Here is a 25,305-nt window from a genome sequence, read left to right on the forward strand (position 1 = left end):
TCCTCAATGGATAATCAAACGCGATGCCAGGGGCGGCAGCGGGCTGCCGGGCTGGCGGCCATGCCGCACGACGTCGGCGCACAGTTCCGAGGTGTCCAGGGTGCTGCGCAAAGCCCAATGGGTCAGCAGGCGCCCCAGCAGTTCGCTTTCATCTTCCGGACTCAGGCTGCCGCTCGCGCGCGCCTGGCCCAGCACGGCGAACACCAGGGTGGGCGTGGCCTGGTACATCTGCGCCGGTGCCAGGTTCCAGCTGCGAAAAAGATGCGCCAGCATGGCCGGCTGGCGCCCGTGCACGGCCATGGCCTCGGCCAGCGAGCCGCCGCGCAAGGCCGGCGGCCGGTGCTGCACCAGCAAGCCGACCAGGGCCGCCATGCTGCCCTGCAATTGTTCGAGCAAGCGCTGCTGCGGCATGGGCAGGCCGGCCAGCGGGTAGTACGACAGCCACAGCTGCTCCAGCCGGTTCCACTGCGGGTGCGGATACAGGGCCCGCCCCATGGCGCAGCTGAGGCGCACCCGCAGCCACGGCACCGGATGCGGGTCATCCACGTTGAGGCGGAAGACAAACACGCGCGGCAGGCTGACCACGCCCATCAGGCCCAGGGTGGCGGCCACGCCCACGCGCGCCAGCGACCAGTAGTCGGCCACGATCTCGGAAATCCAGCGCTCCCACAGCTGCCACACGTGGACCAGGCCGCTGCCGCCGTGCTGCATGGCTTGCAGCACGGGCCGCAGGGACGCCACCAGGTCCAGCAGCGCCGCGCCCTGGTGGCCAATCTCGTGCACCAGCGAGGAAGCGATGCCGCTGCCGATCATGCGTTCGCGCGGCAGGCGGATGATGGCGACGGGATTGTCGCCGCCGCCGGGCAGGCGCGTGCGCGCGCGGCGGATGGCCGCGCCCGGCCCCCGGTCCAGATAGCAGATCACGGGCGGCGCCTGGTACACATTGCCGGGCAGCGCCAGCGCGTCGGCGGCGACGATGTCGAGGCCGGCCAGCCACACGCCCGTCTTGTGTTCGCTGCGTTGCGTGATGACCTCGTTGAACAAGTCGAACTGGGTCAGCGCGGCATTGAATTTCAGGCGCAGGAAGGTAAACCGGCGCTGCGCTTCGGCGGCCGTGGCCATGCTGGCGCCGTTGGCCGCCTCGCGCCGCAGCCACCACTGGAACTGTGCCACCATGCGCCGCAGTGCGCGCCGACCCTGCACCAGCTGGCTTTCGATCGCCGACTGGGCGCTGGGCATCAGGGCGGCCGCCAGCACCGTCGGCTCGATCAGCGCAAACGGTTCCAGCCGCGCCAGCCGCGTCAGCAGCGAGCGCGCCTCCTGCGCCAGCATCCAGGCCGCGTAAGCGCCGATGGCCATGATGTCAGACGCCGTACAGGACGATTTTATGGCCCTGGCGCGCCCACCGCCCGCTGGCCGGCCGCATGCCCGATGCGGGGCGCGCACCGCCCTGCGCCAGGCTGCCGCCGCTGCCGTTTTGCGTGGCCACCTGGCTGCCGGGACGGCCCAGCAAGCCGGGCGCGAACTGACGCGCCGCCGCGCTGGCCGCCGCCTGGGCGATGGCGCGCGGATCGCCGTTGCCGCGCGCCTGGGCGGCACGGTTGACGGTATCGGCCGCCAGGCGCACGAACTGCTTGGCGCCCTCGAATTCGCGGTCTTCATTCGATGACGCTTCCGCTTCCAGGCCCAGGGCACTGCCGGCCGCCGAAGCCAGGCCGCTGCCAATCTTGGCGCCCAGCGGGCCGCCGAAATAGCCGCCGATGGCACCGCCTGCCAGGGGGATGGCTTTCTTCGCCACGCCCTTGAGCACGCCGCCGATGGCTTGCCCCACGGGCGACTTGATGATGCCGCCCGCCACCGACGCGGCCTTGCGCAGGAAGTTGCCGAGAAACTGTTCCAGTTCCGCTTCATTGCTGACCGACAGCAATTCATTGGCCAGTTCCATCTCTTCGGCTTCGGAAAACATGGCGTTGGAACCGCCCTCGCCGCTCCATTCACCCTGGCCGAATTCGAACTGTTCCGCTTCAAAGCCGGACATCTCCTGCCCGTATTCCAGGGTCGTACGATCTATGTCATGCATGATGAACTCCTCAAAGTGACACCTCGGTTGACATCCCATTTACACTGCAGTGCCGGACGGCGTGTGCCTCCGGCTAACAATCGAGCACGACGATGTGCCCGCCTTCACGGCGCCAGCGGCCACCGTTCGGAATCTGCGCCGACGCCTGCGCCGCCTGCCGCAGCAGGCCGGGCGCCAGGGTGCGCGCCACGCGCAACAAGGCCGTTTCCACCTGCGCCCTGGGCGCGCGCGCAGCCGTGCCGCCGGCGTCGGCGTTCTGTGCCAGCGCCGTATTGACGGCATCGACCAGATGCACGACGTGACGCGCCAGCTCGAATTCCTGGTCTTCCGGACTCAGTCCCTCCAGTTCCATGCCGAAGAGGCGCGCGGCATGCTGGCGACGCGCCTGCGACGCCGTGCCATGCAGGGGCAGCATGGGCGCCACCACCTGGTTCAGCAGCTGGCGCAACGGCATTTCCAGCGGCGTGCCGCGTATTGTCTGCCCGGCCACGGTGGCGCCCAGCTGGCGCGTGAGAAAGGCGTCGAACTGCGGCGGCGCCGCCACTTCCAGCAGCTGGGCCGCCAGCGCCAGTTCATCCTCGTGCTGCAGGGGCAAGGCGCCCACGGGCTGGGGCAACTCCATCTCGGGACGATAGGCAAGCAGACGGCTGGTCATGGCAGGCTCCGGCAAAAAGAGAAAGCACGCGGCTGATGCCCTGCCAACGCAAGGCCCATGCCAGCAAAAACAGGAGGATGGGGCGGCCGGCGGCGAACGGCGTTTCGCCGATGGCGTAAAAACCATGGTTTCCGGCGAAGCGCATTTCGTTGCCAGGATGAGCTTTCAGACAAGCTTAATTAGCAAGAACGATTACGTCGCCTATCCGCCACAAAGGCGAAAAAACGTTGAAAATATTTTCCATTTATAAAAAATAAAGTTCCATGAAAACAGGCTAAAAACGTCGCAACGCCACTTAACGTGCGCACAAACAAAAAGATGAGCAAGACGCAAATATCTAATTGGAAACGCGATTTTGCGGGCTTCGCTCTACAATTACCGGGCCAGAATTTGATTGCCCGAGAGAAACTAAATGACCCACCCAACTTTGCGCCGCTTGCTGGCCTTGATATTGATCAGTTTGCTATCCGCCTGCGGCGGTGGTGGCGGAAGCGGCGACAGCCAGACCAGCGCCGTCCTGAAGCCGGACACGCCGGCGGTGCCGCCATCAACCGTCGCGCCTGCCGATCCGGACGCGCCCGGCGATACTGTTCCACCACCGCCCCTGACCACGCCGCCCGTGGGACAAGCCGTGACCTTCACGCGCCAGGAAGCGTCGCGCTTCCTGGGCCGCGCCACGTTCGGCCCCAACATGGCGGCCATCGATGCGCTGGCGGCCAGCGACAGCGACGCCTGGTTCAAGGCGCAGTTTTCCAAGCCGCAGACCTTGCACCGGAAATATATCGACGGCATGCTGGCGAACCAGGCAACGGGTGGGCAAAAAGTCGGTTTTACGGGGGTGTATGAGACGTTCTGGCAGCAGGGCATCCGCGGCGAGGATCAATTACGCCAGCGCATGGCCTTCGCCCTGTCCGAGATCTTCGTCATTTCCCTACAAAATGAATCCGTGCGCCCCCAGGTGCGCGGCACGGCCAGCTACTACGACATGCTGGGCCAGCGCGCCTTTGGCAACTTCCGCGACCTGCTGGAAGGCGTGGCGCTGCACCCCATGATGGGACTGTACCTGTCGCACATGCGCAACCAGAAGGAATCGGCCACGCGCACGCCCGATGAAAATTTCGCCCGCGAAGTGATGCAGCTGTTCACCATCGGCTTGTACCAGCTGAATCCGGACGGCAGCCTGAAACTGTCCGGCGGCAAGCCCGTCGAGACCTACACGCACGACGACGTGGCAGGCCTGGCACGGGTGTTTACCGGCTGGAGCTGGGCCGGCCCGGACCAGAGTTCCACGCGCTTCTATGGCGGCACGCCCGATCCGGACCGCGACTGGCAACCGATGCAAAACTATGCGGCCTTCCATTCCAGCGGTGAAAAGCGCTTCCTGGGCCAAAGCATTTCCGGCGCCACCAGCGGCCAGGCCGACCTGAAAGTGGCGCTCGACACGCTGTTCAAGCATCCGAACGCAGGGCCCTTCTTTGGCCGCCAGCTGATCCAGCGCCTCGTCAGCAGCAATCCCAGCCCCGCCTATGTGGGCCGGGTCGCTGCCGCCTTTGCCAACAATGGCAGCGGCGTGCGCGGCGACATGCAGGCCGTCATCCGCGCCGTGCTGCTCGATCCGGAAGCGCTGGCGCCCGCCGGCACCACCTTGCGCACAGGCAAACTGCGTGAACCCCTGCTACGCCTGGCAAGCTGGATGCGCGCCTTTGATGTCAAGCCGGCCAGCGGCCCCTACAGCATTTACTATCTCGACGATCCCTTGAGCGGCCTGGGGCAAAGCCCATTGAATCCGTCCTCCGTGTTCAGCTTTTTCCGGCCGGCATACGTGCCCCCCAATTCCGCCCTGGCCAGCGCGGGACTGGTGGCGCCGGAGCTGCAGATCACGGCGGAACCATCGGTGACCGGTTACCTGAACTTCATGCAGGAAGCCGTCAATAGCGGCGTGGGCGAGGCCCGCGTGATCAAGCCCGACTACACGCGCGAACTGGCGCTGGCGGGCGATCCCGGCGCCCTGCTCGACCGCATCGATCTGCTCATGATGCACGGCAGCATGCCCGCCAGGCTGCGCGGCCAGATCACCGCTGCCGTCAACGGCATCGCCATCCCCGCCGCCACGGCCAGCAATGCCACGCAAGTTGCCACCGCGCAAGCCAACCGCGTCAAGCTGGCTATTTTCCTCACCATGGCCTCGCCTGCCTACCTGGTGCAAAAATAAGTTAAATCATGCAAAATTTCCCATTTTCCCGCCGCCGCTTCCTCGGTTCCATGCTGAGCCTGGCCGGCACCACGGCCGCGCCGTTCGCCCTCAACCTGGCCGCCATGGGCAATGCCGCCGCGCAATCAGCGGGCGACTACAAGGCCATGGTGTGCCTGTTCATGGCGGGCGGCAACGACGCCTTCAATACGGTGCTGGCCACGGACACTCCCTCCTGGAATGAATACCTGCGCCTGCGCAATACAGGCACGGCCGATTCCATCCATTTGCCGGGTCTGAATGAAACGGGCGGCGTGCTGCCTGTCATGCCCGCCACGGCGCAGGCAGGGCGCGCCTTTGCCCTGCATCCCCAGCTCGGGCCCTTGAAGGACCTGTTCGACAATGGCCGCGCGGCCATCGTGGCCAATGTGGGTACCCTGATCCAGCCCGCCACCCTGGCACAGTACAAGGCCGGCAGCGTGGCCTTGCCGCCCAAACTGTTTTCCCACAGCGACCAGCAATCGACGTGGCAATCGGGATCGCCGGAAGGTGCCAGCACGGGCTGGGGCGGACGCATCGGCGATGTGGCCGGCGCAGCCAACGGCAACGCCACCTTTACGGCCGTCTCGGCGGCCGGCAATACCGTTTTTCTCAGCGGTCGCCAGGTGCGCCAGTTCCAGGTGGGCCAGGCCGGCGCCGTGCCCATCCGTGGCCTGAGCGGCAACCTGTTCGGCAGCGCCGGCGGGGCCAGCGCCTTGCAAGCCATCATCAACGAGGGGGGCGGCGACTTGATCGAGCAGGAACACGTGGCCGTCGTGCAGCGCGCCATCTCCAGCCAAAGCGTGCTGAGCGGTGCCATGCTGGCGGCCGGTCCCGGCGGCGTGCCCAATCCCACGCCCTACATCAACCCGAACACGGGCGTGGCAGGCGTCAATCCCCTGGCCGTGCAATTGCAGACGGTGGCGCGCATCATCGGCGGACGCGGGGCCCTGGGGGCGAAGCGCCAAGTGTTTTACGTGACCCTGGGAAGCTTCGATACGCATGACCAGCAGAAAGTGCTGCATGCCGACCTGATGGCGCGCCTGGCCCATGCGCTGGCATACTTCGACAGCACCCTTGCCTCGTTGCAAGGCGCCGACCTGCGCCGCCAGGTGACGACGTTTACGGCCTCGGACTTCGGCCGTACCTTCAGCAGCAATGGCGATGGCACGGACCACGGCTGGGGCGCGCACCACTTCGTCGTCGGCGGCGCCGTGAGGGGCCGCGACATCTACGGCGCCTTCCCCGTCACCGGCCTCGGCCATGAACTGGACGTGGGTTCCGGCGCCCTGCTGCCGACCACCTCGGTCGACCAGTACGGCGCCACCCTGGCCAAATGGTTCGGCGTGGCCGACAGCCAGCTGGCCAGCGTGTTCCCGAACATCGGCAACTTCAGCCGGCGCGACCTGGGCTTCATGGCGGCCTGATACCCTATCCGTTGACGGCGATGGCAAGCGTCACCACGTAGCCATCCGTGGCATTGCCTGTCACGCCGGCCATCTGCAGGCTGGTGCCATCGCTGAAGACGTTGTCGGTGGCGTAGCTGATCTGCGCCAGGTTGCGCACGCTGGCCGTATAGCCGCTGGCCGTGTAGGCCTCGTTCAAGGTGGCCAGCGGGAAAGTGAACTGCGAGGTCTTCACGCGGCTGGCCGCGCTGGCGGCCTTGGCCAGGCTGGGATACACCTCGAAATGCACGTGGGGCATGCGCCCTGCATAGCAGCCAGGGAAAATGCTGGTAAAGCTGACATTGCCGGCGCTATCCGTTTCCTGCACGCCGCGCAGATAGTTTTGTCCCGTCACGCCGCTCGAATACAGCGAATACAGGCCGTCGCGGTCGCAATGCCACAGGTAGATCGCATAGCCGGCCAGGGCGGCGCAGCTGCCGCTGGCATTGAGCAATTGCAGCTGGATGGTCAAGGGCACGCCGGCCGCCACGCCGCTGGCGCCATTGAAGCTGGCGCGGATATCGCCGCGCACCACGCCCGACTGGTTCAGCACGTTGACGATGCTGCCGCCATTCGTGTTCGTGCCGTCGGCCGGGTACGGTCCGCCCGTTTCCTCGGGTATCACCGTGCAGGCGCCCGTCGTGGGCGTCGTGACCGTGCCCGTGCCCGACGTGCCGGTGCCAGCGGCGCCGCTGCCACTGCCGGCGTTGCCGGTGCTGCCGTCGGCCACCGCGCCGCTGGCGTCCGAGCCGCCGCCACAGCTGATCAAGGGCAAGGTGGCGGCGCCGGCCAGCAGCCAGCGCAAGACTTGCCGCCGCTCGGCCGCCTGCCGCCGCATCATTTCGAGGTCGGATGCCAGACCGTGATCATGTAAGTCCATAAATACTCCATCAAGTGGGGCAAGCCCGCCAGCGCCGGGCTCAGGCTGGCGCACAGGAACAGGGCCTGCGTGGCCCGTTCCGAAAATGCTTTCCTGGCGGCGGGGGCGAACTCGCGTTCCATGGTTCAGGCCGTTGTATTGACCAGGTTGCCGCTGGAAGACAGGCTGCCGCCCGCATTCGCCGCGCCCAGGCTGCCCGACAGCGCCTGCAAGAAACTGCTCAGCTTGCTACTGCTGCCACTGCTGCCGCCATCGCCGCCCAGCGCGCTGATCAGGCTGGCAAAGCTGGACTGCAAGTCCGTCACGCTGCTGTCCCCGCTGCCGGCACTGTCCGTCTCGTCGCTGCCGGACGCCGAAAGCTTTTGCAGCAGGCTCTGCAAGTCCGATTCGATATTGCCCGGGCCGCCGCGCGCGCCACCGCTGGGCGGCGGCCCGGACGGCGGTTCGCCGCCCTCTTCCTGCCCACCGGCACCGCCGCCGCTCTGGGCGTGCAGGCTGCCCATCAGCTGGTGCAAAAAGGCGCCCAGCGCCTGGCTGGCGTCACTGCTGCCGGTGCCGCTGGCGCTGGCCGTCGCGCTGTCGCTGTCGCCAGCGTCATCGCTGCCGTTCACCGTCACGCCGATCGCGGACAAGGCGCTGGAAATGGCGTCAAGAAAGGCGCCATCGTCGGGCTTTTGCGGCGGCGTGCCGCCCACGCCGCTGGTGCTGCCGGCGCTGCTGCCGCTCAGGCGGCTGAACGCGCTCAACTGGCTGGCGGCGCTGCTGGAACTCAAGGCACTGATGCTCATGCGGATACTCCCTGTGGTGGATGGGTTTTATTGGGGACGACGGGGGCCGGTGCGGCGCTCGCGTTGCTGCTCCGTCTGCTTGCGCTGCTCCGGCGTCAGCACGGCCAGCAGTTGCTGCTCCAGCCGCGCCTGCTGCAGGCTGATCGTCGCCATGGCTTGCGCCGCCGTGCTGGCCAGCGCGCTGGCTTGCGCATCGTCGTAGGCACTCGACGCGGCCAGTGCGCGCAGCTGCTCGTGCGCCTTGAAAGCAATCTTCTGCTGTTCGCGCAGCAATGGCGCCTGGGCATAGGTGGCGGCAAAGACCTTGTCCTGCTGCGCTTCGCTCAGTTCGATCCCATGCAGGAAAGGCGGCAAGCCTGGCGTGCCAGGGGCACCGGGGCCGGGTCCATGGCCAAGGCCGGGCGGCGGTCCTTGCATGGCGCCTGGCGGCGGGCCGTCGGACTTTGGGCCCTGCTGGGCCAGGGCGACCAGCGGCATGCTGCAGGCGGACAGCAGCAACAGGGATACGGCAATACTCAGGTATTTCATCGGGCTTTCCTTTCGTGGCAGTCAGCCCTGATTGTCGGCGTCTGGCATGTAAAGCAACGTTAGGATGGCGTAAAAGCGTGTAAAGGAAGGCGCGCGAATGTAAGCAGAAGTATGTAAAAGCGGGTAAAACGGTGCTGAACACCCCCGTTTGACTGCTATCATCGGGCGATATTCACCCGAAAAAGCACAGGCATGAGCAAGGTTTTGTTAATAGACGACGACGTCGAACTGGTCGGCATGTTCCAGGAATACCTGACGCAGGAAGGTTTCGACGCCAAGGCCGTGCATGATGGCGAGAGCGGCGCGGCCGAAGCACTGACGGGCCTGTATGCCATCGCCATCCTCGACGTCATGATGCCGCGCATGAATGGCCTGGAAACCCTGCGCCGCATCCGCGCCGGCAGCAACCTGCCCATCCTGATGCTGACGGCGCGCGGCGATGACACGGACCGCATCGTGGGCCTGGAACTGGGCGCCGACGATTACGTCACCAAACCGTGCACGCCGCGCGAACTGACGGCGCGCATCCGCGCCATCCTGCGCCGCGCGCAAGCCGTGCCGCATGACGCCTCGGGCATGGCGCCGCTGACCGTGGGCCAGCTGACGATGTGGCCGGAACAGCGCCGCGCCGCCTGGGCCGGCACGCATCTGGAACTGACGAGCACGGAATTCAACCTGCTGGAAGTGCTGGTGCGCCATGCAGGCAAGCCCGTGAGCAAGAATCAATTGTCGGAACTGGGCCTGGGGCGGCCCATGGCCCGCTTCGACCGCAATATCGACGTGCACTTGAGCAGCCTGCGCCGCAAGCTGGGCAGCCTGGCCGATGGCCGCTCCTGCCTGCAAACCGTGTACCGGCTCGGCTATCAACTGATCAAGGAATAAGCGTGGGCCGTCTGTTCTGGAAGTTTTTCTTATGCATCATGCTGGCCCAGCTCACGGCCACCATCGGCATCGGCGGCACGTTCTGGCTGAAAAACCGTGCCGCGCAGCAGGAACGGGCGCTCGACATCGATACCAGCCCGCCTGCGCAGATGGCCATCGAAGCGGCCAGCGCCACCCTGGAAGCGGGTGGCAGCAAGGCCTTGCAGCAATTCCTCGGCAAGATGGCGCGCATGCGCGTGTTTGCCGTCGACGCGCAAGGACACGAACTGATGGGACGCAACGTCCATCCCGCCATCCTGTCCAAGGCGCGCGCGCTGCTGGCGCAAGACACGCCGCATGCCGTGGTGCGCGACGTGCGCGGCAGCGATGGCGGGCGCTACCTGCTGTTCCTGCCCTCGTCCGAACGCTTCCGCAATGCCGAGGCGGGCGCCGCACGCGACACGCTCAACGCCGTGACGCTGGCCGCCCCGCGCGGCATGCCGCCGGGCCCGCGCCCCAACGAGGCAGGCGCGCCGCCACCGCGCGCCGATTATCCGCGGGGCCAGCCGCGCGAGATCGGCGGCATGGGCGGCATGCCGCCAGGCCCGCGCATGGACAGCCCCTACCGCACCTTCATCCCCCTCACGGCCGCCATCGTCGCCAGCCTGCTTTTCGCCTTTTTGCTGGCCTGGTATTTTGCGCGCCCCATCCGCGACTTGCGGCAGGCCTTCGAGGCTGCCTCGAACGGCAACCTGGCGCCGCGCTTCGACGCCAGCGGCAAGCGCGGCGATGAATTGACCAACCTGGGGCGCGATTTCGACCGCATGACGGGACGTCTGCGCAACCTCATGGATAGCCAGACGCGCCTGCTGCACGACGTCTCGCACGAACTGCGATCGCCCCTGGCGCGCCTGCAGGCGGCCATCGGCCTGGCGCACCAGCAGCCGGACAAGATGGCCGCCTCGATGCAGCGCATCGAGCGTGAAAGCGAGCGCATGGATAAACTCATCGGTGAGCTGCTGACCCTGTCGCGGCTGGAAGCAGGCGCCGTGCAGGCGCATAGCGAGGACATCTGCATCGCCGACCTGGTCCACGATATCGTCGACGATGCCCGCTACGAAGCGGAGCCGCGCCACGTTGCCATCGAAGTCACGGGCAAGGCGGCCAGTGCCGACACCGTCATCACGGGCCAGCCCGAACTGCTGGCCCGCGCCGTGGAAAACGTCGTGCGCAATGCCGTCAAGCACAGCCCGGACGCGGGAAAAGTGGCAGTGGATATTGCGCTGCAGGATGGCGGCCAGCAACTGCGCATTGCCGTGCTGGACCGTGGGCCGGGCGTGCCGCAGGCCGACCTGGCCAGCATTTTTCAACCCTTCTTCCGCGCCAGCAATACCCAGCACAGCACGGAAGGCCATGGACTGGGCCTGGCCATCGCCCGGCACGTGATCGACGCCCATGGCGGCCACATCGCTGCCAACCTGCGCAGCGGTGGCGGCCTGTGCGTGGAAATGCTGTTACCCGTGACCATGCCAGGCTGACCTTCCGGCCGCGCCTGGCATGGTCCGGGCTATGCCTGGGTATCGATGATGCTGCCCAGGGTGGACGAGGCCGACTTGGCCGGACTCGTGGCTGTCTCTGCGCTGCTGGCAGTCTGCGTCTCCTTCTGCGCCGCCTGTTGCGCAGCCGCCGCTTGCAACTGAGCAATTTGCGCCTGCAAGGCCTGGATCTGCTGCGCCAGCTGCTGCTGCAGCTTTTGCGACGCCTCCGTCTGTTCGCCTTTCTGCGATTCCGTCAATTGCTTTTGCGCCGCCGTGATCTGCTTTTGCAGCGCCGCGATCTGCGAACTGCTGCCCGTACTGCCGCTCCCCGCCGCGCTCACTGCGCTGCCCGAACCGATTGCCGCTACCATATTGCCTCCTGTCTGTGTCGATACCCTGGTTAACGGCAAAGGGCGGCGCGGACATAGTGCAGCCAGTGTAAAGCCACGTAAAGGCATGTAAAGATCGCTGCCCGCGCGCATGCTGGCACGCTTGCGCCCAAGCACGAAAGACTGGCACACTGGCGCTTCCTTCCCCGCGCCTGCTCAACGATGAAAACGCCCTTGCTGCCCGCCCTGCCCGACCTCGCGCCCCGCCAGCGCTGTGGCGTGATCGAATTTCCCGTGCACCACATGCGTGGCGGCACCTCGACAGGGCTGGTCCTGCACGCGGCATCCGTCCCTGCCGACCCGGCGCTGCGCGAGGAATTGCTGCGCCACCTGATGGGCGTGCCCCAGTCTGGCCAGCTTGCGGGCAACCGGCAAATCACGGGACTGGGACGCGGCGCGCCCACCAGCAACAAGGTATTTCTCGCCGAGGTGGAACAGCATGCGGGAGAGCCGCGCCTGGTCAGCACCCTGGCGCAGCTGGCAGGCGGGCATGCCGACATCGACTGGAGCGTGAACTGCGGCAATATGTCATCGGCCCTGCAATTGTGGGGGCTGGACAGCGGCGTCATCGAGGCGCTGGCCATCGGCACGCACGCCATCGCCATCCGCAACACGAATACGGGCGTCATCACGACCTCGCGCATGGTGCGCGAACCGGACGGCAGCTTTGCGGCAGCCAGCATCCCCGGCGTGCCGGGCAACTATCCCCGCGTGGACCTGTTCATGCACGACCCCGTGGGGGCGAAGACGGGACAGTTGCTGCCGACGGGCAAGGCGCAGGACAAGGTGCTCGGCCATGACGTATCCTGCGTGGACGTGGCCGTGCCCATGGTCATCGCCTCGGCCCGGCAGTTCGGCAAGACGGCGCACGAGTCGATCGCGGAACTGGAAGCGGACGCGGCGTTCATGGACGCCATCCGGCACGTGTGGAGCGCGGCGGGACGCTTGATGGGCTTGCGGCGACGCGATGGCCAGCGGATGACGCTGGAGGAACTGGCGCGCAGCGAAACCATCCCCAAGTTCTGCATCGTGGGCGCCGCCAAGGAAGAGGGAAATATTGCTGTACGCTACTTTACGCCGCAGGCGGGCCACGCCTCCCTGGCCGTCTCGGGCGGCTGCTGCCTGGCGGCCGCCTGCCTGATAGAGGGAACGGTGGCGCACGGCATCGCGCGCGGCGTGCCGCCCGTGGGCGCGGAGGACGCGGAGATGGATATCGGCATCGCCAACCCGGCAGGCATCCTCGGCACCACCATCGTGGCGCGCCGGGACCTTGCCACGGGCCAGATTATCATCGGCAGCGCGGCCTACCGGCGCAGCGCGCAAATCCTGCTGCGCGGCCATGCGCCGCTCTACCAGGCTTCCGCCGCGCTCAAGGCATGGCTGCTGAAACAGATTTGAGCGGAGCGGGCGCCCCGCCCGCTCAGGCAGCCATCAGGTCTTGGGCAGGGTCACGCCGACCTGGCCCTGGTATTTGCCGCCGCGGTCCTTGTACGACGTTTCGCACACTTCGTCGGATTCGAAGAACAGCACTTGCGCCACGCCTTCGTTGGCGTAGATTTTCGCCGGCAATGGCGTCGTGTTGGAAAACTCCAGGGTCACATAGCCTTCCCACTCCGGTTCGAACGGCGTGACGTTGACGATGATGCCGCAGCGGGCATAGGTGCTCTTGCCCAGGCAAATGGTCAGCACGTTGCGGGGAATGCGGAAATACTCCACGGTACGGGCCAGCGCGAACGAGTTCGGCGGAATGATGCAATAGCCCTTGCCCGACACATCGACGAAGTTGTTCGCGTCAAAATCCTTGGGGTCGACGATGGTGGTATTGATATTGGTGAACAGCTTGAACTCGTCGGCGCAGCGGATGTCATAGCCATAGCTGGACGTGCCGTAGGAAACGATGCGGTTGCCGTCGCGCTCCTTGACCTGGCCCGGTTCGAACGGCTCGATCATGCCCGTCGTTTCCGCCATGCGGCGTATCCATTTGTCGCTTTTAATCGTCATCGCTGGGGTATCTTTCTAGAATATCGTAAAGGCTGGGGCGGCGCGCCTGGCGCAGGCGCGGCCCGGATGGCAGGATTTTACGCGAAAAATCCCCGCCGTTGGCCCTTGCCACATGAAAATCCCTGGCGATCGCCTATTGTTTCGCCAGCAAGGAAGTGATCATCTCCTGCACCACTTGCGCCGTCAGTTCGGGGTTTTCCATGGGAAACAGATGGCCGCCGGGCACCTGGCGAAAAAAGGGACCGACCAGCTTGCGCGTGGCCGTCAGGCCAGCCTGGCGGCACTCCACCGATGCCGTGCCGCCAATAAAGCCGATGGGGACGGGAAAACCATCCCTGACGAGGCGGCCGATATGGTGCGGCAAGCCACGGTACACGTCAGTCTCCACCTCGCGCGTAAAGCGCAGCTGCACCCCGTCCGGATGGGGCGCCAGGCCGCTGGCGATGTAATCGCGCAAGACTTGCGGCGCCCAGATGGCGAACATCTCCTTGGCGGCAAAGTGTTCGTACGCCGCTTGCGCATCGGGCCACAGCTTGCGACGCCTGGCGGAAAACCGCGCGGGGGAATAGCGTTCGCCCAGCGCCGTGTTGCGCGCCAGGCGCACCAGCAAGGCGCGCCAGCCGGCCACCACGGGCGAATCGAGCAAGACCACGCAGCGCACGAGATCGGGCCGCTGCTTGGCCACCATCACGCTGAGCATGCCGCCCAGCGAATGGCCGACGAGGATGACGGGCGCCGTATACCGGCGCTCCAGCTCGTCGATATATTCGCGCACCAGCTCGGGCCAGCCCGTGCTGACGGGATAGGCGGGGTCATGCGCATGCATGTCGAGCGCCTGCACGTCATAGTGCCGGCCCAGCAAGCCGAACAACTTGCGGTAGGTGCCGGCAGGGTAGCTATTGGCATGGGCAAAGTGCAGCTGCGGGAGTGTCATCGTGGGACTGTGCCGGTAAATGCGATAGGCAATTGTAATGGCATGCCGGCAAGACGGATCAGAGGGAGGCCTCTAATTGCTGGCCTGCCAGCGCCATGCCGGGCACGAAGGACGCCAGCACGGCGCCCAGCTCGGCCATCGAATCGACCACGCAAAAGGCATCGTCAAACGCGTGATCCCGGTTCATGTGATTGCGCAGGACGATGCATTCCAGCCCCGCCGCGTTAGCGGCGCGCAAGCCGCGCGGCGAGTCTTCCACGGCCACGCAGTCGCTGGCAGCCAGTCCCAGGCGCTGCAAGCCCAGCTGGTAGCCATCGGGGGCAGGCTTGCTCTGCGCATACATTTCACGCGTCAAGACAAAGTCGAAGTGGCGCAGCAGCCCCGTGGCCGCATGGCTGATGTCAAAATGTTGCGCATATGCGCTGGTGACGACGCCCATGGCCACGTGTGGACGCAGCGCCGCCAGCACGGCCGCGATGCCGGGCATGGCCAGCTGGCGCGCCTGGCGCAGGCGCCGGGCGAACAGCTCGGTGCGCGCCGCCCGCAAACGGTCGACGAGTTCGATACCGTGCCCCTGTCCCAGCAGCAAATGCCAGGCGCCATAGTTATTGTCCAGGAACCAGTCAAAAAACTGCTTCGGCGTCAGGTCGATACCGTATGGCACCAGCAAGTCGCGGTTGCTTTCGTAAAACAGCTGCTCGGTGTTGACCAGCACGCCATCGTTATCCCACAGCACGCCCTGGATGGTTTTCATCGCTAGTACTGACTCACAAACTTACTTGAAGAAAATGTCGTAGGACAGCTTGACGATCAGCAGCACCAGCAGCACGAGGAACAGGATGCGCACGAAGGCGGCGCCACGGCGCACGGCGATCCAGGTGCCCGTCAAGGCGCCCAGGATATTGCACACGGCCATGGGCGCAGCCACCGCATACACCACGTGGCCGGCAGGAATGAAGAAGGCCAGCGCGGCGATGTTGGTGGCGATATTTACCAGTTTCGAGCACGCCGAGGCAAGGATGAAATCGAAGCCGAAGACGCGGATGAAGAGGAAAATCAGGAAACTGCCCGTGCCCGGCCCGAACAGGCCGTCATAGAAGCCGATGGCGCCGCCGATGACGATGGCCAGGATGCGTTCGCGCGGACCGATGGGCCGCGCTTCGCGCATGCTGCCGAAATCCTTCTTGATGAAGGTGTAGATGGCCATGATGATGATCAATACCAGCACCATCGGACGCACCACCTGCTGCGGCACGTAGGACACGGCGGCGGCGCCGATAAAGGACATGACAAAGGCGCTGGCCACGGCCGGCAGCACCAGCAGCCACGGGATATGCACCTTGCCCACAAAAGAGCGGGCGGCAAACGTGGTGCCGCAGGCGGAAGCGAATTTATTCGTGCCCAGCAAGGAGGTCGAGGCCATGTTCGGCATCAGGTTGAACAGGGCCGGCAGCTGGATCAGCCCGCCCCCGCCCACGGCCGCGTCGATCAGGCCGGCAAAGAAGGCGAATAAACACAGCAGCGAGATGGTCAGCATGATAGGCAGCGGGAAATGGGCGACAGGGGCAGTATAGGCGCCGTGGACTTTTCCGGATGCAACTTCAAATTGCGGAAAACGCAATCTGGCGTAGCGCTTGACGGAATGCGCCCCATGCGCTCTACTGGTCTCTTTTGCCGGGAGCGCGTAATGTCGATGAAACTGATGTGGGAAATCCGCGCCTTCTGCACCGTCGTGGAAAAGCGCAGCTTCATCCACGCGGCGCGCATGCTGGGACGCTCGCCGTCGGCCGTCACCCGCGCCATCCAGTTCCTGGAAGACGCCATCGGCGCCGAGCTGATCCTGCGCACGCAAAAGCAGTTCACCCTGACGACGGCCGGTGAAACCTATTACGCGTCGGCCAAGCATTTGCTGGAAACGCAGGCCGAGGCGGAAGACCAGCTGGCCGAGCTGAGCAATTCGCCGCAAGGCTGGGTGCGCCTGTCGGCACCGGAAATCCTGTCGCTGGGCTTCTTGCCGAAAGTGGTGGCGCAGTTTTCGCGCGATTACCCGAACGTGTCGGTGGATATCCATTTCTCGGACAAATCCATCGACCCCATCCAGGAAAAGCTCGACTTCGCCATCCGCGGCGCCTTCCCCCAGTCCAGCGAACTGATCGGCTATCCCCTGTGGAACTACCGCCGCTACATGTACGCTTCGCCCGGCTATATCGCCCGCATGGGCGCGCCGGAGGAACCCGAAGAGCTGGCCGGCCACGACATCATCATGCACTCGGCTCCCCGCATCCTGCGCGACTGGCATTTCGTCTCTGCTACACGCAACGTGCGCTACCAGGTGCAGCCGCGCTTCCGCTTCACCTCCGGCATCGCCACTTTTCAAGCGGCCCTGGAAGGCGCCGGCATCGTGCGCCTGGCCAGCTGGCTGGCCGAACCGGCCGTGGCCGCAGGAACATTACGCAGGGTCTGCACGGCATACCGCCTCACGTCTTCCAAGGAGCTGGACCCCAGCATCCATGCCGTCTACGGCACCTCGCGCATGGCCAAGGGGGCGCGGCTGTTTCTAGAGTATGTGCGGCAGCGGGGGCTGGAGATACCCGATGAACGTGTCATTTAAGGACTATTTCGTGACGATGGCGTCGCTATACACGGCAAACTCGGCGCCTTCGAAGGCAAAGCCAGCCACTTCGCGCATGCCCAGCCGTTCATGCGCGCGCAGCGAAGCGACATTGTCGCGCCGGATGAACAGCACCGCCTCCGCGCCTTGCTGCCGTTCGCGCAGGGCGGCATGCAGCAGCGCCAGCAAGCCCTGTCCCCGCTCCGACGCCGCAATGCAGGCGGGGCCGTACACATAGGCGTTGTCACTTCCCGCATATGCGGCCAGCATGGCCAGCACCACGGGCGCCCGGGCCGTGACTGTAGCTGCGCTGAACAGCACGCCAACGACAGGTCCGCCTGCCACGCGCCGCGCCACGATGACGGGCGATGTACCGTTCGCCATGCCAGCCACCTTGTCGCGCGAAAACTCGCCCGTCAGGCTGCCGCCCTGCGATGGGGAGTTGGCTTGCAACAAGGTCGTGATGGGGGCGATGTCGGCGGCCTGGGCCATGCTGACAAGATACGCGTGGCTGGAATAGCGCAATCTGGACTCCCGGGACGATGGTCAGGAGAGCCTAGCATGAAAATGCTAGCCCCCATGCCAATACCGCGGCCGGCTGGCCCGGTATCGCGTTACCACGACATCGTCGCCAAACGCCAGCAGCACCGTCCCTTCCACATCGGTGCGCAGCCGCGCGATGCCCAGGTCGCCATAGCGCGCATACACCTGCGCCTTCGGATGCTTGTAGCGGTTGCGGTGCCCCACCTGGAAGATCGCCAGGCCTGGATGCACGGCGGCCAGGAAGGCCGGCGTGGACGAGGTGCCGCTGCCGTGATGGGGCGCCAGCAGCACGTCGGCCGCCAGCTCGCCGTCCGCCGAGCGCGCCAGCAATTGCGCCTCCTGCGCCGCTTCGATGTCGCCGGCCAGCAGGATCGCATGCTTGCCGGCCGTGATCTTCACCGTGCAGCTGCGGGCGTTGGGTTTCAGGGCAATGTCCGTATGGCTGGCGGACAATGGGTGCAGCATGGCGAAGTGCACGCCTTCCCAGGTCCAGCTTTGGCCCGCCATGCAGTGCAGATACGGGCGCTTCAGCTCGCGCTGCGCTTCGATGGCCGGGTGGCCGCCGAACAGGGACGAGGCCAGCCAGCCCACTTGCACGTTTTCCAGCAAGGACACGGCACCACCCGCGTGATCGAGGTCGCTGTGCGAAATGATCACGCCGTCCAGCTTGCCGATGCCGCGCGCGCGCAGGTAGGGCACGATGACCCGACTGGCACCGTCGGAGTCCATGCCGTAGGCCGGCCCCGTGTCGTACAGCAGGCGGTGGCCGTGGGTTTCCACCAGCAGGGCCATGCCCTGCCCCACATCGAAGGCCGTGATCCACATGCGCCCCGGCGGCGGACTGGACGGCAAGGCCGTCAGCAAGGGCAGCCAGCCCAGCATGCCGGCCCAGCGGTGCGGCCATCCCCTTGGCGCCAGCAGCCAGGCCGTGCCGAACAGTGCCCAGCAAAAGCTCCACCATGGCGGCGCGGGCGCCGTCCACACGGCGAAACGGCGCGCGCCCAGCCATTCCAGCACCTGCGCCAGCATCTGCACGAGGGCGTGCGCCAGCAGCAACAGCCAGTCGCACAAGGGCGCCGGCAGCAGGCTGCCCGCCAGCGCCAAGGGCGTGACAAGCAAGCTGATGACGGGAATGGCCAGCGCATTGGCGACAGGGCTGACCAGGGACACTTGCGAGAACAGCAGCATCGTCAGCGGCACCAGCCCCACCGTCACCACGTATTGCGTATGCGCCCCCAGCGCCACGGCGGCCCGCAGGCGGCGCCAGCGGCTGGCGCTGTGCGGCAAGTGGGCCGCGGTGCGGCCCGCGCCCGCATACAGCATGGTGGCGACGGCGCCGAACGACAGCCAGAAACCGGGCCACAGCACGGCCCACGGATCGAGCAGCACGACGATGCCCAGCGCCAGGCACAGGATATGCACGATGCTGGTGATGCGTCCCAGCCACAAGGCCAGCGCCACCACCATCAGCATATATAAGGTGCGCTGCGCGGGCACGCCGAATCCGGCCAGCAGCACGTACAGAAAGGCGGCCAGCGCGCCGGCCAGCGCCGCCACCTTCTGCGCGGGCAGCCACAAGGGCAGTTGCCAGTGCGTGAAAAACGAGCGCCGCCACAGCGCGCCCGCGCCCAGCGCGAACAGGCCCGCGATCATGGTGATGTGCAAGCCGGAAATCGAAATCAAATGGCTCACGCCCGTGCGGTTGAACACTTGCCAGTCCGACTGGGGAATGGCGCGCTGGTCGCCCACCACCAGCGCCACGATCACGCCCGCATACTGCCTGCCTTCCAGGCTGCGCCCGATACGCGCCCGCAGCGCCGCGCGGCTCGCTTCCACCACGTTGCCGAAACCGGGCACGAAGGCGGCCAGGCGCACATTCGGCATAGCGGCGCGCGGCGGCGGCCGCACGTAACCGGTGGCGCGCACGCCCTGCTCCAGCAGCCACACTTCATAATCAAACCCCAGCGGGTTCGCGTTGCCGTGCGGACGCTGCAAGCGCACCGTCAGGCGCCAGCGCTCGCCCGGCTGCACGTCGCCCACGGCATTCGCTACTTCATCACGAAAACCCGCGTACCAGGACAGCGCGATGAGCGGCGGCACCGTTGCGCCAACGGCCTGCTCCACGGCAAAATTGAAGCGCACGCCCTGCTCGAAACGGTAAGGCAGGCTGGCCACCGTGCCAATGACCGTGATGTCCTGTCCTTCATCGGCCAGCGCCAGCTGCGGCGCCATGGCGGCCTGGGCCAGCCAGGCGGCCCAGAAAAAACCCAGTCCCGCGCCAGTAGCGAGCGCAACAGCCGAACGCCAGTACGCGCGGCGGCGCAATGGCAGTGCCGCCAGCACCCCGGCCCCGGCGAGCAGCAACAGCAGCGTGCCTGCATGCGGCGGCAGGCTGGCCTGCGTCTGCAGCCAGGCGGCACCGGCGGCAAAACCGAGGATCAAGGTGCGCATGGGGTCGGGTAGTCGCTCGACGCTAAAGGGCCTCCACACTATGCGCGTGGCCTGACCCTGCCGTCTGATCTGGCGCAATGGTGGCGTGGAAAACGCCCTTCACGCATGCGGAAGGGCACGGTCCTTTCCGACAATATCCCCATGCCAAGATGGCTATCCGGCGCCCGGGCGCCACGACGCGGCGGAACTCGCCTGCCCCAGCGGACGGCTGCCGAAACCTATTGGCAGGACTTCCTTCAACGCCAGGTGGGCGCGACCGGCGCCGCGTTTGCGCACCTGCCGGCGCGACCGGCCAGCGCCACCTATGCCGCATCCTCTGCCGCACTGACCAGCCTGTTGCCGGCCGTGGACGCCCCGCTTGGCGTGCCCGACCTGGCCTGCAGCGACGGCTACCTGGTGGACTTGCTGCCGTCCCTGCGCTTCGGCGACCGGCGCACCGGTTCGGAATCGGGCTGGCGCGCGCTGCTCGATGGCGCGTTCACGCATGTCGAACTGGACGATATCGACCTGCCCTGGTCGCCCACGCCGCAAGAACCGTGGACCGCCCTGCCGGACACCTATGACATCGACGGCCTGCACGCCGCCGCCAGGCAGCGCCTGCGCGACGCGTTGATGGCCGCCGTGGCGCCGCCGCAAGTGAAAGATGGCACGATCGCCGCGGGCCGGGGACTGCGCCTGGCGCGCGCCCCCCGCCCTGAGATGCGGGCGCGCAGCCGGGCCGCCACCGTCCGCCCCCATCGACGGTATAATCGGCCTCGCTTACTTCAACACCCAGGCACGACATGACTTCCTCCGCACTTCCTCCCGACGCTTCCACCGACCTCGCCGACCAGACCGAAGACAATAATGACGCCACCCTGGTCGCGGAGCTGGGGGAGCTGGCCAAGCATGTCCGCCTGGTGAAGATGGAAGGCCGCGTCTTCGTGCGCTTTTCCGGCGAGATCAAGGCGGGCGGCCTGCGCGTGCCGTATGCGCTGGTGCCCGCGCAGGGCGTGCTGGCGCGGCCGGCCAAATGGCGCAAGATGGACCGCGAGACCAAGCTGGCCCTGGTGCGCGAACGGGCCAGCGCGGCCGTCTTCGACGAGCTGCGCCAGCACGTGATGGATTTCGTCGCCGATATCGCGGGCCAGTGCGAGGACGTCGAGGCGGACCCGATGCTGTTCCTGCACACCCTGGGCGACATGCAGACGTCCGAGCCGGCCGGCATGGTCTTCGACCGCATCCGCCAGCGCTTCAACCACGCCATCGAGCGCCAGCAGGAAGAGCAGCACGCGGCGCGCACGCGCCAGAGCATCAACCTGGCCGAATATCCCGCCTCGTTCGAGATGGCGCGCCGCCTGCCGCGCCGCTTCATCGCCCTGCTGGGCCCCACCAATTCCGGCAAGACGCACCGCGCCATGGAAGCGCTGGTGAAGGCAAAAAGCGGCATCTACCTGGCGCCATTGCGCCTGCTGGCCCTGGAAAACTACGAGCGCCTGCAGGAAGCCGCGCCGCATGGCAAGCCGCTGGCCGTGAGCCTGATCACGGGCGAGGAGCGCCGCGTGGTCGACGGCGCCACGCACATCGCCAGCACGGTGGAAATGCTGGACACGAAAACCGTCGTCGAGGTGGCCGTCATCGACGAGATCCAGATGCTGGCCGACCCGGACCGGGGCGCCGCATGGACGGCGGCCGTCTGCGGCGCGCCGGCCCACACGGTGTACCTGGTGGGGGCGCCGGAGGCGCGGCGCGCCATCGAGGCGCTGGCCGAGCGCCTGGACTGCCCGCTGGAGGTGCATGTACTGAAGCGCATGGCGCCGCTGTCGATGGAAGCGACGGCCGTGCGCAAGGTGCGCAACCTGCGCCGCGGCGATGCCGTCATCGCCTTTTCGCGCCGCGAAGTGCTGATGTGGCGCGACATGATCACGGAAACGGGACTGTCGGTGGCCACCGTGTACGGCAACCTGTCGCCCGAAGTGCGGCGCGCACAGGCGCAGCGCTTCCGCGACGGCACGGCCGATATCGTCGTCGGCACGGATGCCCTGGCGATGGGACTGAACATGCCGATCGCGCGCATCGTCATGACCACCAGCGTCAAATACAATGGCCGCGAGGAGGAAGAGATTTCCGCCGCGCTGGCGCGCCAGATCGCCGGGCGCGCGGGCCGCTACGGCGTGCATGAAGAGGGGCTGGTGGCCGGCTACGACAACGAAACGCATGAAGTCATGCGCGCGCTGCTGAAGGAAAAGCTGCATCCGCTGAACACCAGCGGCTTTGCCGTGGCGCCCTCGCTGGAACACCTGCACCGCATTTCCGCCGTGACGGGCGAACTGTCGCTGAGCAAACTGCTGCGCCGCTTCATCCACAATATCGACGTGCCGGACGGCTTCTTCTTCCCCCGCATCACGGAAGACCAGAAAGAGCGCGCCATCTGGCTCGATACCCTGCCCCTGTCCGTGGCCGACAAGTTCACCCTGTCGCTGGTGCCCATTTCCAGCAAGGTGCCGTCGCTGCAAACGGCGTGGGAGCACTGGTCGAAGAATCTGTCGCTGGGCAAGACGTCCACCTTGCGCCAGCACGCGTACGGCGGCGGCACGCAGAATTTGCAGCAGGTGGAAGACACTTGCCGCTACTACTCGGCGTATGCGTGGCTCAGCTACCGCCTGCCCGAGTTCTTCCCCGATATCGCCGTGGCGCAAAACCTGTCGCGCGACGCGTCCGAACGCGTCGACTCGATTTTGCGCGCGCACAATGCGGCCTCGCGCGGCCGCTCGAAGAAGTTCAAATAGGCCTTAGCGCAACTCCCAGAACCACACTTCCGCGCAGGTCCAGTAACATTCGGAGCCGCACACCTTCACGCCAGCCGATGGCAGCAGGAGGTCGATATGCCCGCCCGCGCCGCCCAGGTAGCCGGGGATGCGGAAAAAGGCGACGATGCCCTTGCGCTGGCCGATGCCGTCGATGGCCGCATCCCTGCCGAATTTTTCGGGCGCGCCAAACAGCGACGGGCTGGCCAGCATGTGCGCCAGCTTGGCCTGTCCCGGCTCGATCAGCGCGCCCTTGAACGGTCCCTTGCGGATGGCCATGCGGCCTTTCAGCCGGATGCCCGCCTTGATCAGGGCCAGGCTGATGCGGATGGCGCAGGTGTTGGCAAAGCTGTCCTTGCCGATCAAATCCTCCCAGCCGATTTCGCCGAACAGGGCCGCCTGGTCGACGGCGGCCACGCTCGCATAATTTTCACGCAGCTTGATGAATGCAGGTTTCACGTCAGCCTCCTGGAGGTGGAGTGGAACAGGGAAAACGCCGCGCCAGGATGGCGGCGACCAGCGTGGAAGCGTCGCCCTGGCGCGCGCGCGCGGGCAGCTTTTTCAATTCAGCGATGACCTGCGCATCGATTTCCACCGTCTTCACGCGGCCCGTGTCGCACCACAGCCGGCCCTGCGCCGCATCGGCCACGCCGGCCAGATAGCCTTTTGCGTAGCGCTGATCGAGCAGGAAAGCGGGATCGGCCATCTCGCCCTGTGGCGGGCCTTTCGTGTAATGGGCGATCAGCTGGTCGGCGCTCAGGCGCGGCGCCGGCGCATAGGCGGCATCCGCGCCCCGCGCACCCGGCAGGCACAGACACAGTGCGAAGAAGAGCAAGAAAATAGGCATGGCCAGCCCGAGCCGGTGGAGGAACATCTGGCCGATTGTAGGACGCGGCGGCGGCCACGGTTCTGAGCGAGGTCAAGTGCAGGACGGACGTGGCGCGACTGAACCTTCCTTGCTGGTGCCTGTCCATCATCACCCGCCGCCACTTGGGCGCGCGGCAGGGGCCGGGCTTCCCATGGCAGCGCCTGGCCATTCCGTGATTCAACCTGACGATAAGGAATTGACATGTCCACACCATTTCATGGCGAAGAATTCACCTTCACGCAACCGGACGGCAGCGCGCTGGCCGTGCGGGGCTGGGGCAATCAGTATCACGCCGTCTTCGAGACGCTCAATGGCTACACGGTGGTCGAGAATCCGGCCACCGGCTACTATATGTATGCCAAGCTGAGCCCCGACGGCGAGCAGCTGGAATCGTGCGGCGCCAGGCCCCGGCAGGTTGCCGTGCAAGCGCTGGGGCTGGAGCAAGGACTGCGCATCAAGCCTGCGGCGGCCAGGGCGGCCGTGCGCGAGGGCGCCGTGCTGACGCCGGGCACGTCGCGCTGGGAACAGCGGCGCAAGCAATACCAGGCGGGCATGCGCGCCCACAGCCTGGCGCCCGCCATCATGCCGGCACCGCCGAAACGCGAAACCGTGGGCGATTTCGTCGGCCTGTGCCTGCTGATCGACTTCCCCGACGTGCCTGGCACGATTTCGCAGCAACAGGTCAATGATTTCTGCAACCAGCCCGGCTACCAGGGCTTCGGCAACCGCGGCTCCGTGCGCGACTACTTCCTGGATATTTCCGGCGGGCGCATGCGCTACAGCAACCTCGTCACGCCCTACTACACGGCGCGGCAGCCGCGCAGCTATTACACGAACGAGCACGTTGCCCAGCCGCAGAAGGCGCGCGAACTGATCAAGGAAGCGCTGGAACATTTCAAGCGCAATGGCTTCGACTTTTCCAGCCTGACGACGGACGAGCAGGAGTATGTGTATGCGACGAATGTGTTTTATGCGGGCAAGCGCGTCAACAACTGGGCCAAAGGCCTGTGGCCGCACGCCTTCCACCTGCTGACGCCCTATAAGCTGGGGCCGGAAATGTATGGCTTCGACTACCAGATCACGGACATGGACAGGGAACTGTCACTCGGCACCTTCTGCCATGAAAACGGCCACCTGGTGTGCGACTTTCCCGACCTGTACGACTATGGCGACGAATCGTCGGGCGTGGGCGCGTTTTGCCTGATGTGCACCGGCGCCAATATCGACAAGAAAAATCCCACCCAGGTAAACGCCTACCTGAAGTACCGCGCCGGCTGGGCCGCATCCACCGTGCGCATCGATCCCGGCATGAGCGCCACGACAGCGGCCGGCAAGAACCAGTTTTTCATCCATCGCAAGAGCGCCACCGAATACTTCCTGATCGAAAACCGCCAGGCGGCCGGACGCGACCTGGCCTTGCCTTCCGCCGGGCTGGCCGTGTGGCATGTCGATGAACTGGGCGACAACCAGAATGAACAGATGACGGCACAGCGCCACTATGAATGTGCGCTGATGCAGGCGGACGGGCGCTGCGACCTGGAGCGCGACGCGTCGAACCAGGGCGATGCGGGAGACCTGTTCGCGGAAGGCGGCAATGCGCAATTCGGCCCCGAAACGGCGCCGAACAGCCACTGGTGGAATGGCGACGCCTCGGGACTGCACCTGGCGCAGATCAGCGCGGCCGGCGCCGCCATGTCATTTCGCAGCCTGTAAGGCC

General features: G+C 66.1%; 26 protein-coding genes. 10 read left to right on the top strand and 16 right to left on the bottom strand.

All coding sequences use genetic code 11. The features are described from left to right. Window positions 1–3: 3 nt before the first annotated feature. The 3 genes from ACZ92H_RS04765 to ACZ92H_RS04775 form a co-directional block, all read right to left on the bottom strand. Entirely contained in the window at window positions 4–1,359 is a 1,356-nt protein-coding gene (locus tag ACZ92H_RS04765; RefSeq protein WP_465048506.1) for a hypothetical protein, read from the bottom strand. A 4-nt stretch (window positions 1,360–1,363) separates the two neighbouring features. After that, the gene (locus ACZ92H_RS04770) at window positions 1,364–2,080 is read right to left on the bottom strand and encodes a hypothetical protein (RefSeq protein WP_131375323.1); all 717 of its coding nucleotides are present in this window, start codon (window positions 2,078–2,080) and stop codon (window positions 1,364–1,366) included. 73 nt (window positions 2,081–2,153) lie between these two features. Beyond that, window positions 2,154–2,735 carry a hypothetical protein gene (locus tag ACZ92H_RS04775; protein WP_465048507.1) on the bottom strand — a complete coding sequence of 194 codons (582 nt, stop codon included), beginning with the start codon at window positions 2,733–2,735 and terminating at the stop codon, window positions 2,154–2,156. Between ACZ92H_RS04775 and ACZ92H_RS04780 the strand changes: the two genes are divergently transcribed. From ACZ92H_RS04780 to ACZ92H_RS04790, 3 genes are all read left to right on the top strand, one after another. Further along, window positions 2,734–2,985 (top strand): hypothetical protein, encoded by a 252-nt coding sequence (locus ACZ92H_RS04780; RefSeq protein ID WP_465048508.1) that lies wholly within the window; start codon window positions 2,734–2,736, stop codon window positions 2,983–2,985. The two genes, ACZ92H_RS04775 and ACZ92H_RS04780, sit on opposite strands and share 2 nt — an antisense overlap. Before the next feature lie 162 nt (window positions 2,986–3,147). Further along, complete coding sequence (locus tag ACZ92H_RS04785) at window positions 3,148–4,947, top strand: DUF1800 domain-containing protein (RefSeq protein ID WP_465048509.1); 1,800 nt, start codon at window positions 3,148–3,150, stop codon at window positions 4,945–4,947. Window positions 4,948–4,955: 8 nt separating this feature from the next. Continuing rightward, window positions 4,956–6,392: a DUF1501 domain-containing protein gene (locus ACZ92H_RS04790; protein ID WP_465048510.1), complete on the top strand. Its 1,437-nt coding sequence runs from the start codon at window positions 4,956–4,958 to the stop codon at window positions 6,390–6,392. A gap of 4 nt (window positions 6,393–6,396) precedes the next feature. Here ACZ92H_RS04790 and ACZ92H_RS04795 read toward each other — a convergent pair whose 3' ends face one another. From ACZ92H_RS04795 to ACZ92H_RS04810, 4 genes are read right to left on the bottom strand one after another with little or no spacing between them, the layout of a single operon-like run. Next, window positions 6,397–7,290, bottom strand: coding sequence for a dioxygenase family protein (locus ACZ92H_RS04795; protein ID WP_131375314.1), 894 nt, complete (start codon window positions 7,288–7,290; stop codon window positions 6,397–6,399). Continuing rightward, window positions 7,248–7,412, bottom strand: a complete 165-nt coding sequence (locus tag ACZ92H_RS04800; protein WP_465048511.1) for a hypothetical protein — start codon at window positions 7,410–7,412, stop codon at window positions 7,248–7,250. Before ACZ92H_RS04800 ends, ACZ92H_RS04795 begins: the two co-directional genes overlap by 43 nt. Before the next feature lie 3 nt (window positions 7,413–7,415). Continuing rightward, window positions 7,416–8,078, bottom strand: a complete 663-nt coding sequence (locus ACZ92H_RS04805) for a hypothetical protein (RefSeq protein WP_131375312.1) — start codon at window positions 8,076–8,078, stop codon at window positions 7,416–7,418. Window positions 8,079–8,105: 27 nt separating this feature from the next. Further along, window positions 8,106–8,606, bottom strand: coding sequence for a Spy/CpxP family protein refolding chaperone (locus tag ACZ92H_RS04810; RefSeq protein ID WP_465048512.1), 501 nt, complete (start codon window positions 8,604–8,606; stop codon window positions 8,106–8,108). A 192-nt stretch (window positions 8,607–8,798) separates the two neighbouring features. Here ACZ92H_RS04810 and ACZ92H_RS04815 point away from each other — a divergent pair, with 192 nt between their 5' ends. Together ACZ92H_RS04815 and ACZ92H_RS04820 are read left to right on the top strand one after the other, a co-directional pair. Further along, entirely contained in the window at window positions 8,799–9,488 is a 690-nt protein-coding gene (locus ACZ92H_RS04815; RefSeq protein WP_465048513.1) for a response regulator transcription factor, read from the top strand. A 2-nt stretch (window positions 9,489–9,490) separates the two neighbouring features. Then, entirely contained in the window at window positions 9,491–11,005 is a 1,515-nt protein-coding gene (locus ACZ92H_RS04820; RefSeq protein ID WP_465048514.1) for an ATP-binding protein, read from the top strand. A 29-nt stretch (window positions 11,006–11,034) separates the two neighbouring features. On the opposite strand, the gene ACZ92H_RS04825 is transcribed toward ACZ92H_RS04820, so the two are convergent. Further along, window positions 11,035–11,376 (bottom strand): FlxA-like family protein, encoded by a 342-nt coding sequence (locus tag ACZ92H_RS04825; protein WP_465048515.1) that lies wholly within the window; start codon window positions 11,374–11,376, stop codon window positions 11,035–11,037. Window positions 11,377–11,556: 180 nt separating this feature from the next. Between ACZ92H_RS04825 and ACZ92H_RS04830 the strand changes: the two genes are divergently transcribed. Further along, complete coding sequence (locus ACZ92H_RS04830) at window positions 11,557–12,792, top strand: PrpF domain-containing protein (protein ID WP_465048516.1); 1,236 nt, start codon at window positions 11,557–11,559, stop codon at window positions 12,790–12,792. Window positions 12,793–12,825: 33 nt separating this feature from the next. On the opposite strand, the gene dcd is transcribed toward ACZ92H_RS04830, so the two are convergent. The 4 genes from dcd to ACZ92H_RS04850 form a co-directional block, all read right to left on the bottom strand. Continuing rightward, window positions 12,826–13,395 carry a dCTP deaminase gene (gene dcd, locus ACZ92H_RS04835; protein WP_034755486.1) on the bottom strand — a complete coding sequence of 190 codons (570 nt, stop codon included), beginning with the start codon at window positions 13,393–13,395 and terminating at the stop codon, window positions 12,826–12,828. A 133-nt stretch (window positions 13,396–13,528) separates the two neighbouring features. Continuing rightward, the gene (locus tag ACZ92H_RS04840) at window positions 13,529–14,329 is read right to left on the bottom strand and encodes an alpha/beta fold hydrolase (protein WP_465048517.1); all 801 of its coding nucleotides are present in this window, start codon (window positions 14,327–14,329) and stop codon (window positions 13,529–13,531) included. A 58-nt stretch (window positions 14,330–14,387) separates the two neighbouring features. Continuing rightward, window positions 14,388–15,083: an HAD family hydrolase gene (locus ACZ92H_RS04845; RefSeq protein WP_465048518.1), complete on the bottom strand. Its 696-nt coding sequence runs from the start codon at window positions 15,081–15,083 to the stop codon at window positions 14,388–14,390. A gap of 21 nt (window positions 15,084–15,104) precedes the next feature. Beyond that, window positions 15,105–15,866, bottom strand: a complete 762-nt coding sequence (locus ACZ92H_RS04850; RefSeq protein WP_131375296.1) for a sulfite exporter TauE/SafE family protein — start codon at window positions 15,864–15,866, stop codon at window positions 15,105–15,107. A 150-nt stretch (window positions 15,867–16,016) separates the two neighbouring features. Here ACZ92H_RS04850 and ACZ92H_RS04855 point away from each other — a divergent pair, with 150 nt between their 5' ends. Then, entirely contained in the window at window positions 16,017–16,940 is a 924-nt protein-coding gene (locus tag ACZ92H_RS04855) for a LysR family transcriptional regulator (protein WP_131375294.1), read from the top strand. Window positions 16,941–16,943: 3 nt separating this feature from the next. On the opposite strand, the gene ACZ92H_RS04860 is transcribed toward ACZ92H_RS04855, so the two are convergent. Together ACZ92H_RS04860 and ACZ92H_RS04865 are read right to left on the bottom strand one after the other, a co-directional pair. Continuing rightward, entirely contained in the window at window positions 16,944–17,465 is a 522-nt protein-coding gene (locus ACZ92H_RS04860) for a hypothetical protein (RefSeq protein ID WP_465048519.1), read from the bottom strand. Between the two features lie 45 nt (window positions 17,466–17,510). Then, window positions 17,511–19,934 (bottom strand): DNA internalization-related competence protein ComEC/Rec2, encoded by a 2,424-nt coding sequence (locus ACZ92H_RS04865; RefSeq protein WP_465048520.1) that lies wholly within the window; start codon window positions 19,932–19,934, stop codon window positions 17,511–17,513. 345 nt (window positions 19,935–20,279) lie between these two features. On the opposite strand from ACZ92H_RS04865, the gene ACZ92H_RS04870 reads away from it, so the two are divergent. Beyond that, window positions 20,280–20,720: a hypothetical protein gene (locus tag ACZ92H_RS04870; RefSeq protein WP_465048521.1), complete on the top strand. Its 441-nt coding sequence runs from the start codon at window positions 20,280–20,282 to the stop codon at window positions 20,718–20,720. After that, a complete protein-coding gene (locus ACZ92H_RS04875; protein WP_465048522.1) occupies window positions 20,717–22,702 on the top strand; it encodes a helicase-related protein in 1,986 nt (661 codons plus the stop codon). The genes ACZ92H_RS04870 and ACZ92H_RS04875 overlap by 4 nt, the downstream gene beginning before the upstream one ends. Before the next feature lie 3 nt (window positions 22,703–22,705). On the opposite strand, the gene ACZ92H_RS04880 is transcribed toward ACZ92H_RS04875, so the two are convergent. Both ACZ92H_RS04880 and ACZ92H_RS04885 read right to left on the bottom strand, forming a co-directional pair. Further along, the gene (locus ACZ92H_RS04880; RefSeq protein WP_465048523.1) at window positions 22,706–23,179 is read right to left on the bottom strand and encodes a T6SS effector amidase Tae4 family protein; all 474 of its coding nucleotides are present in this window, start codon (window positions 23,177–23,179) and stop codon (window positions 22,706–22,708) included. A 1-nt stretch (window position 23,180) separates the two neighbouring features. Further along, window positions 23,181–23,567 carry a Rap1a/Tai family immunity protein gene (locus tag ACZ92H_RS04885; protein ID WP_465048524.1) on the bottom strand — a complete coding sequence of 129 codons (387 nt, stop codon included), beginning with the start codon at window positions 23,565–23,567 and terminating at the stop codon, window positions 23,181–23,183. A 222-nt stretch (window positions 23,568–23,789) separates the two neighbouring features. Between ACZ92H_RS04885 and ACZ92H_RS04890 the strand changes: the two genes are divergently transcribed. Continuing rightward, window positions 23,790–25,301 carry a M6 family metalloprotease domain-containing protein gene (locus ACZ92H_RS04890; RefSeq protein WP_465048525.1) on the top strand — a complete coding sequence of 504 codons (1,512 nt, stop codon included), beginning with the start codon at window positions 23,790–23,792 and terminating at the stop codon, window positions 25,299–25,301. The last annotated feature ends 4 nt before the right edge of the window (window positions 25,302–25,305 follow it).

This window comes from Janthinobacterium foliorum (assembly GCF_978021625.1).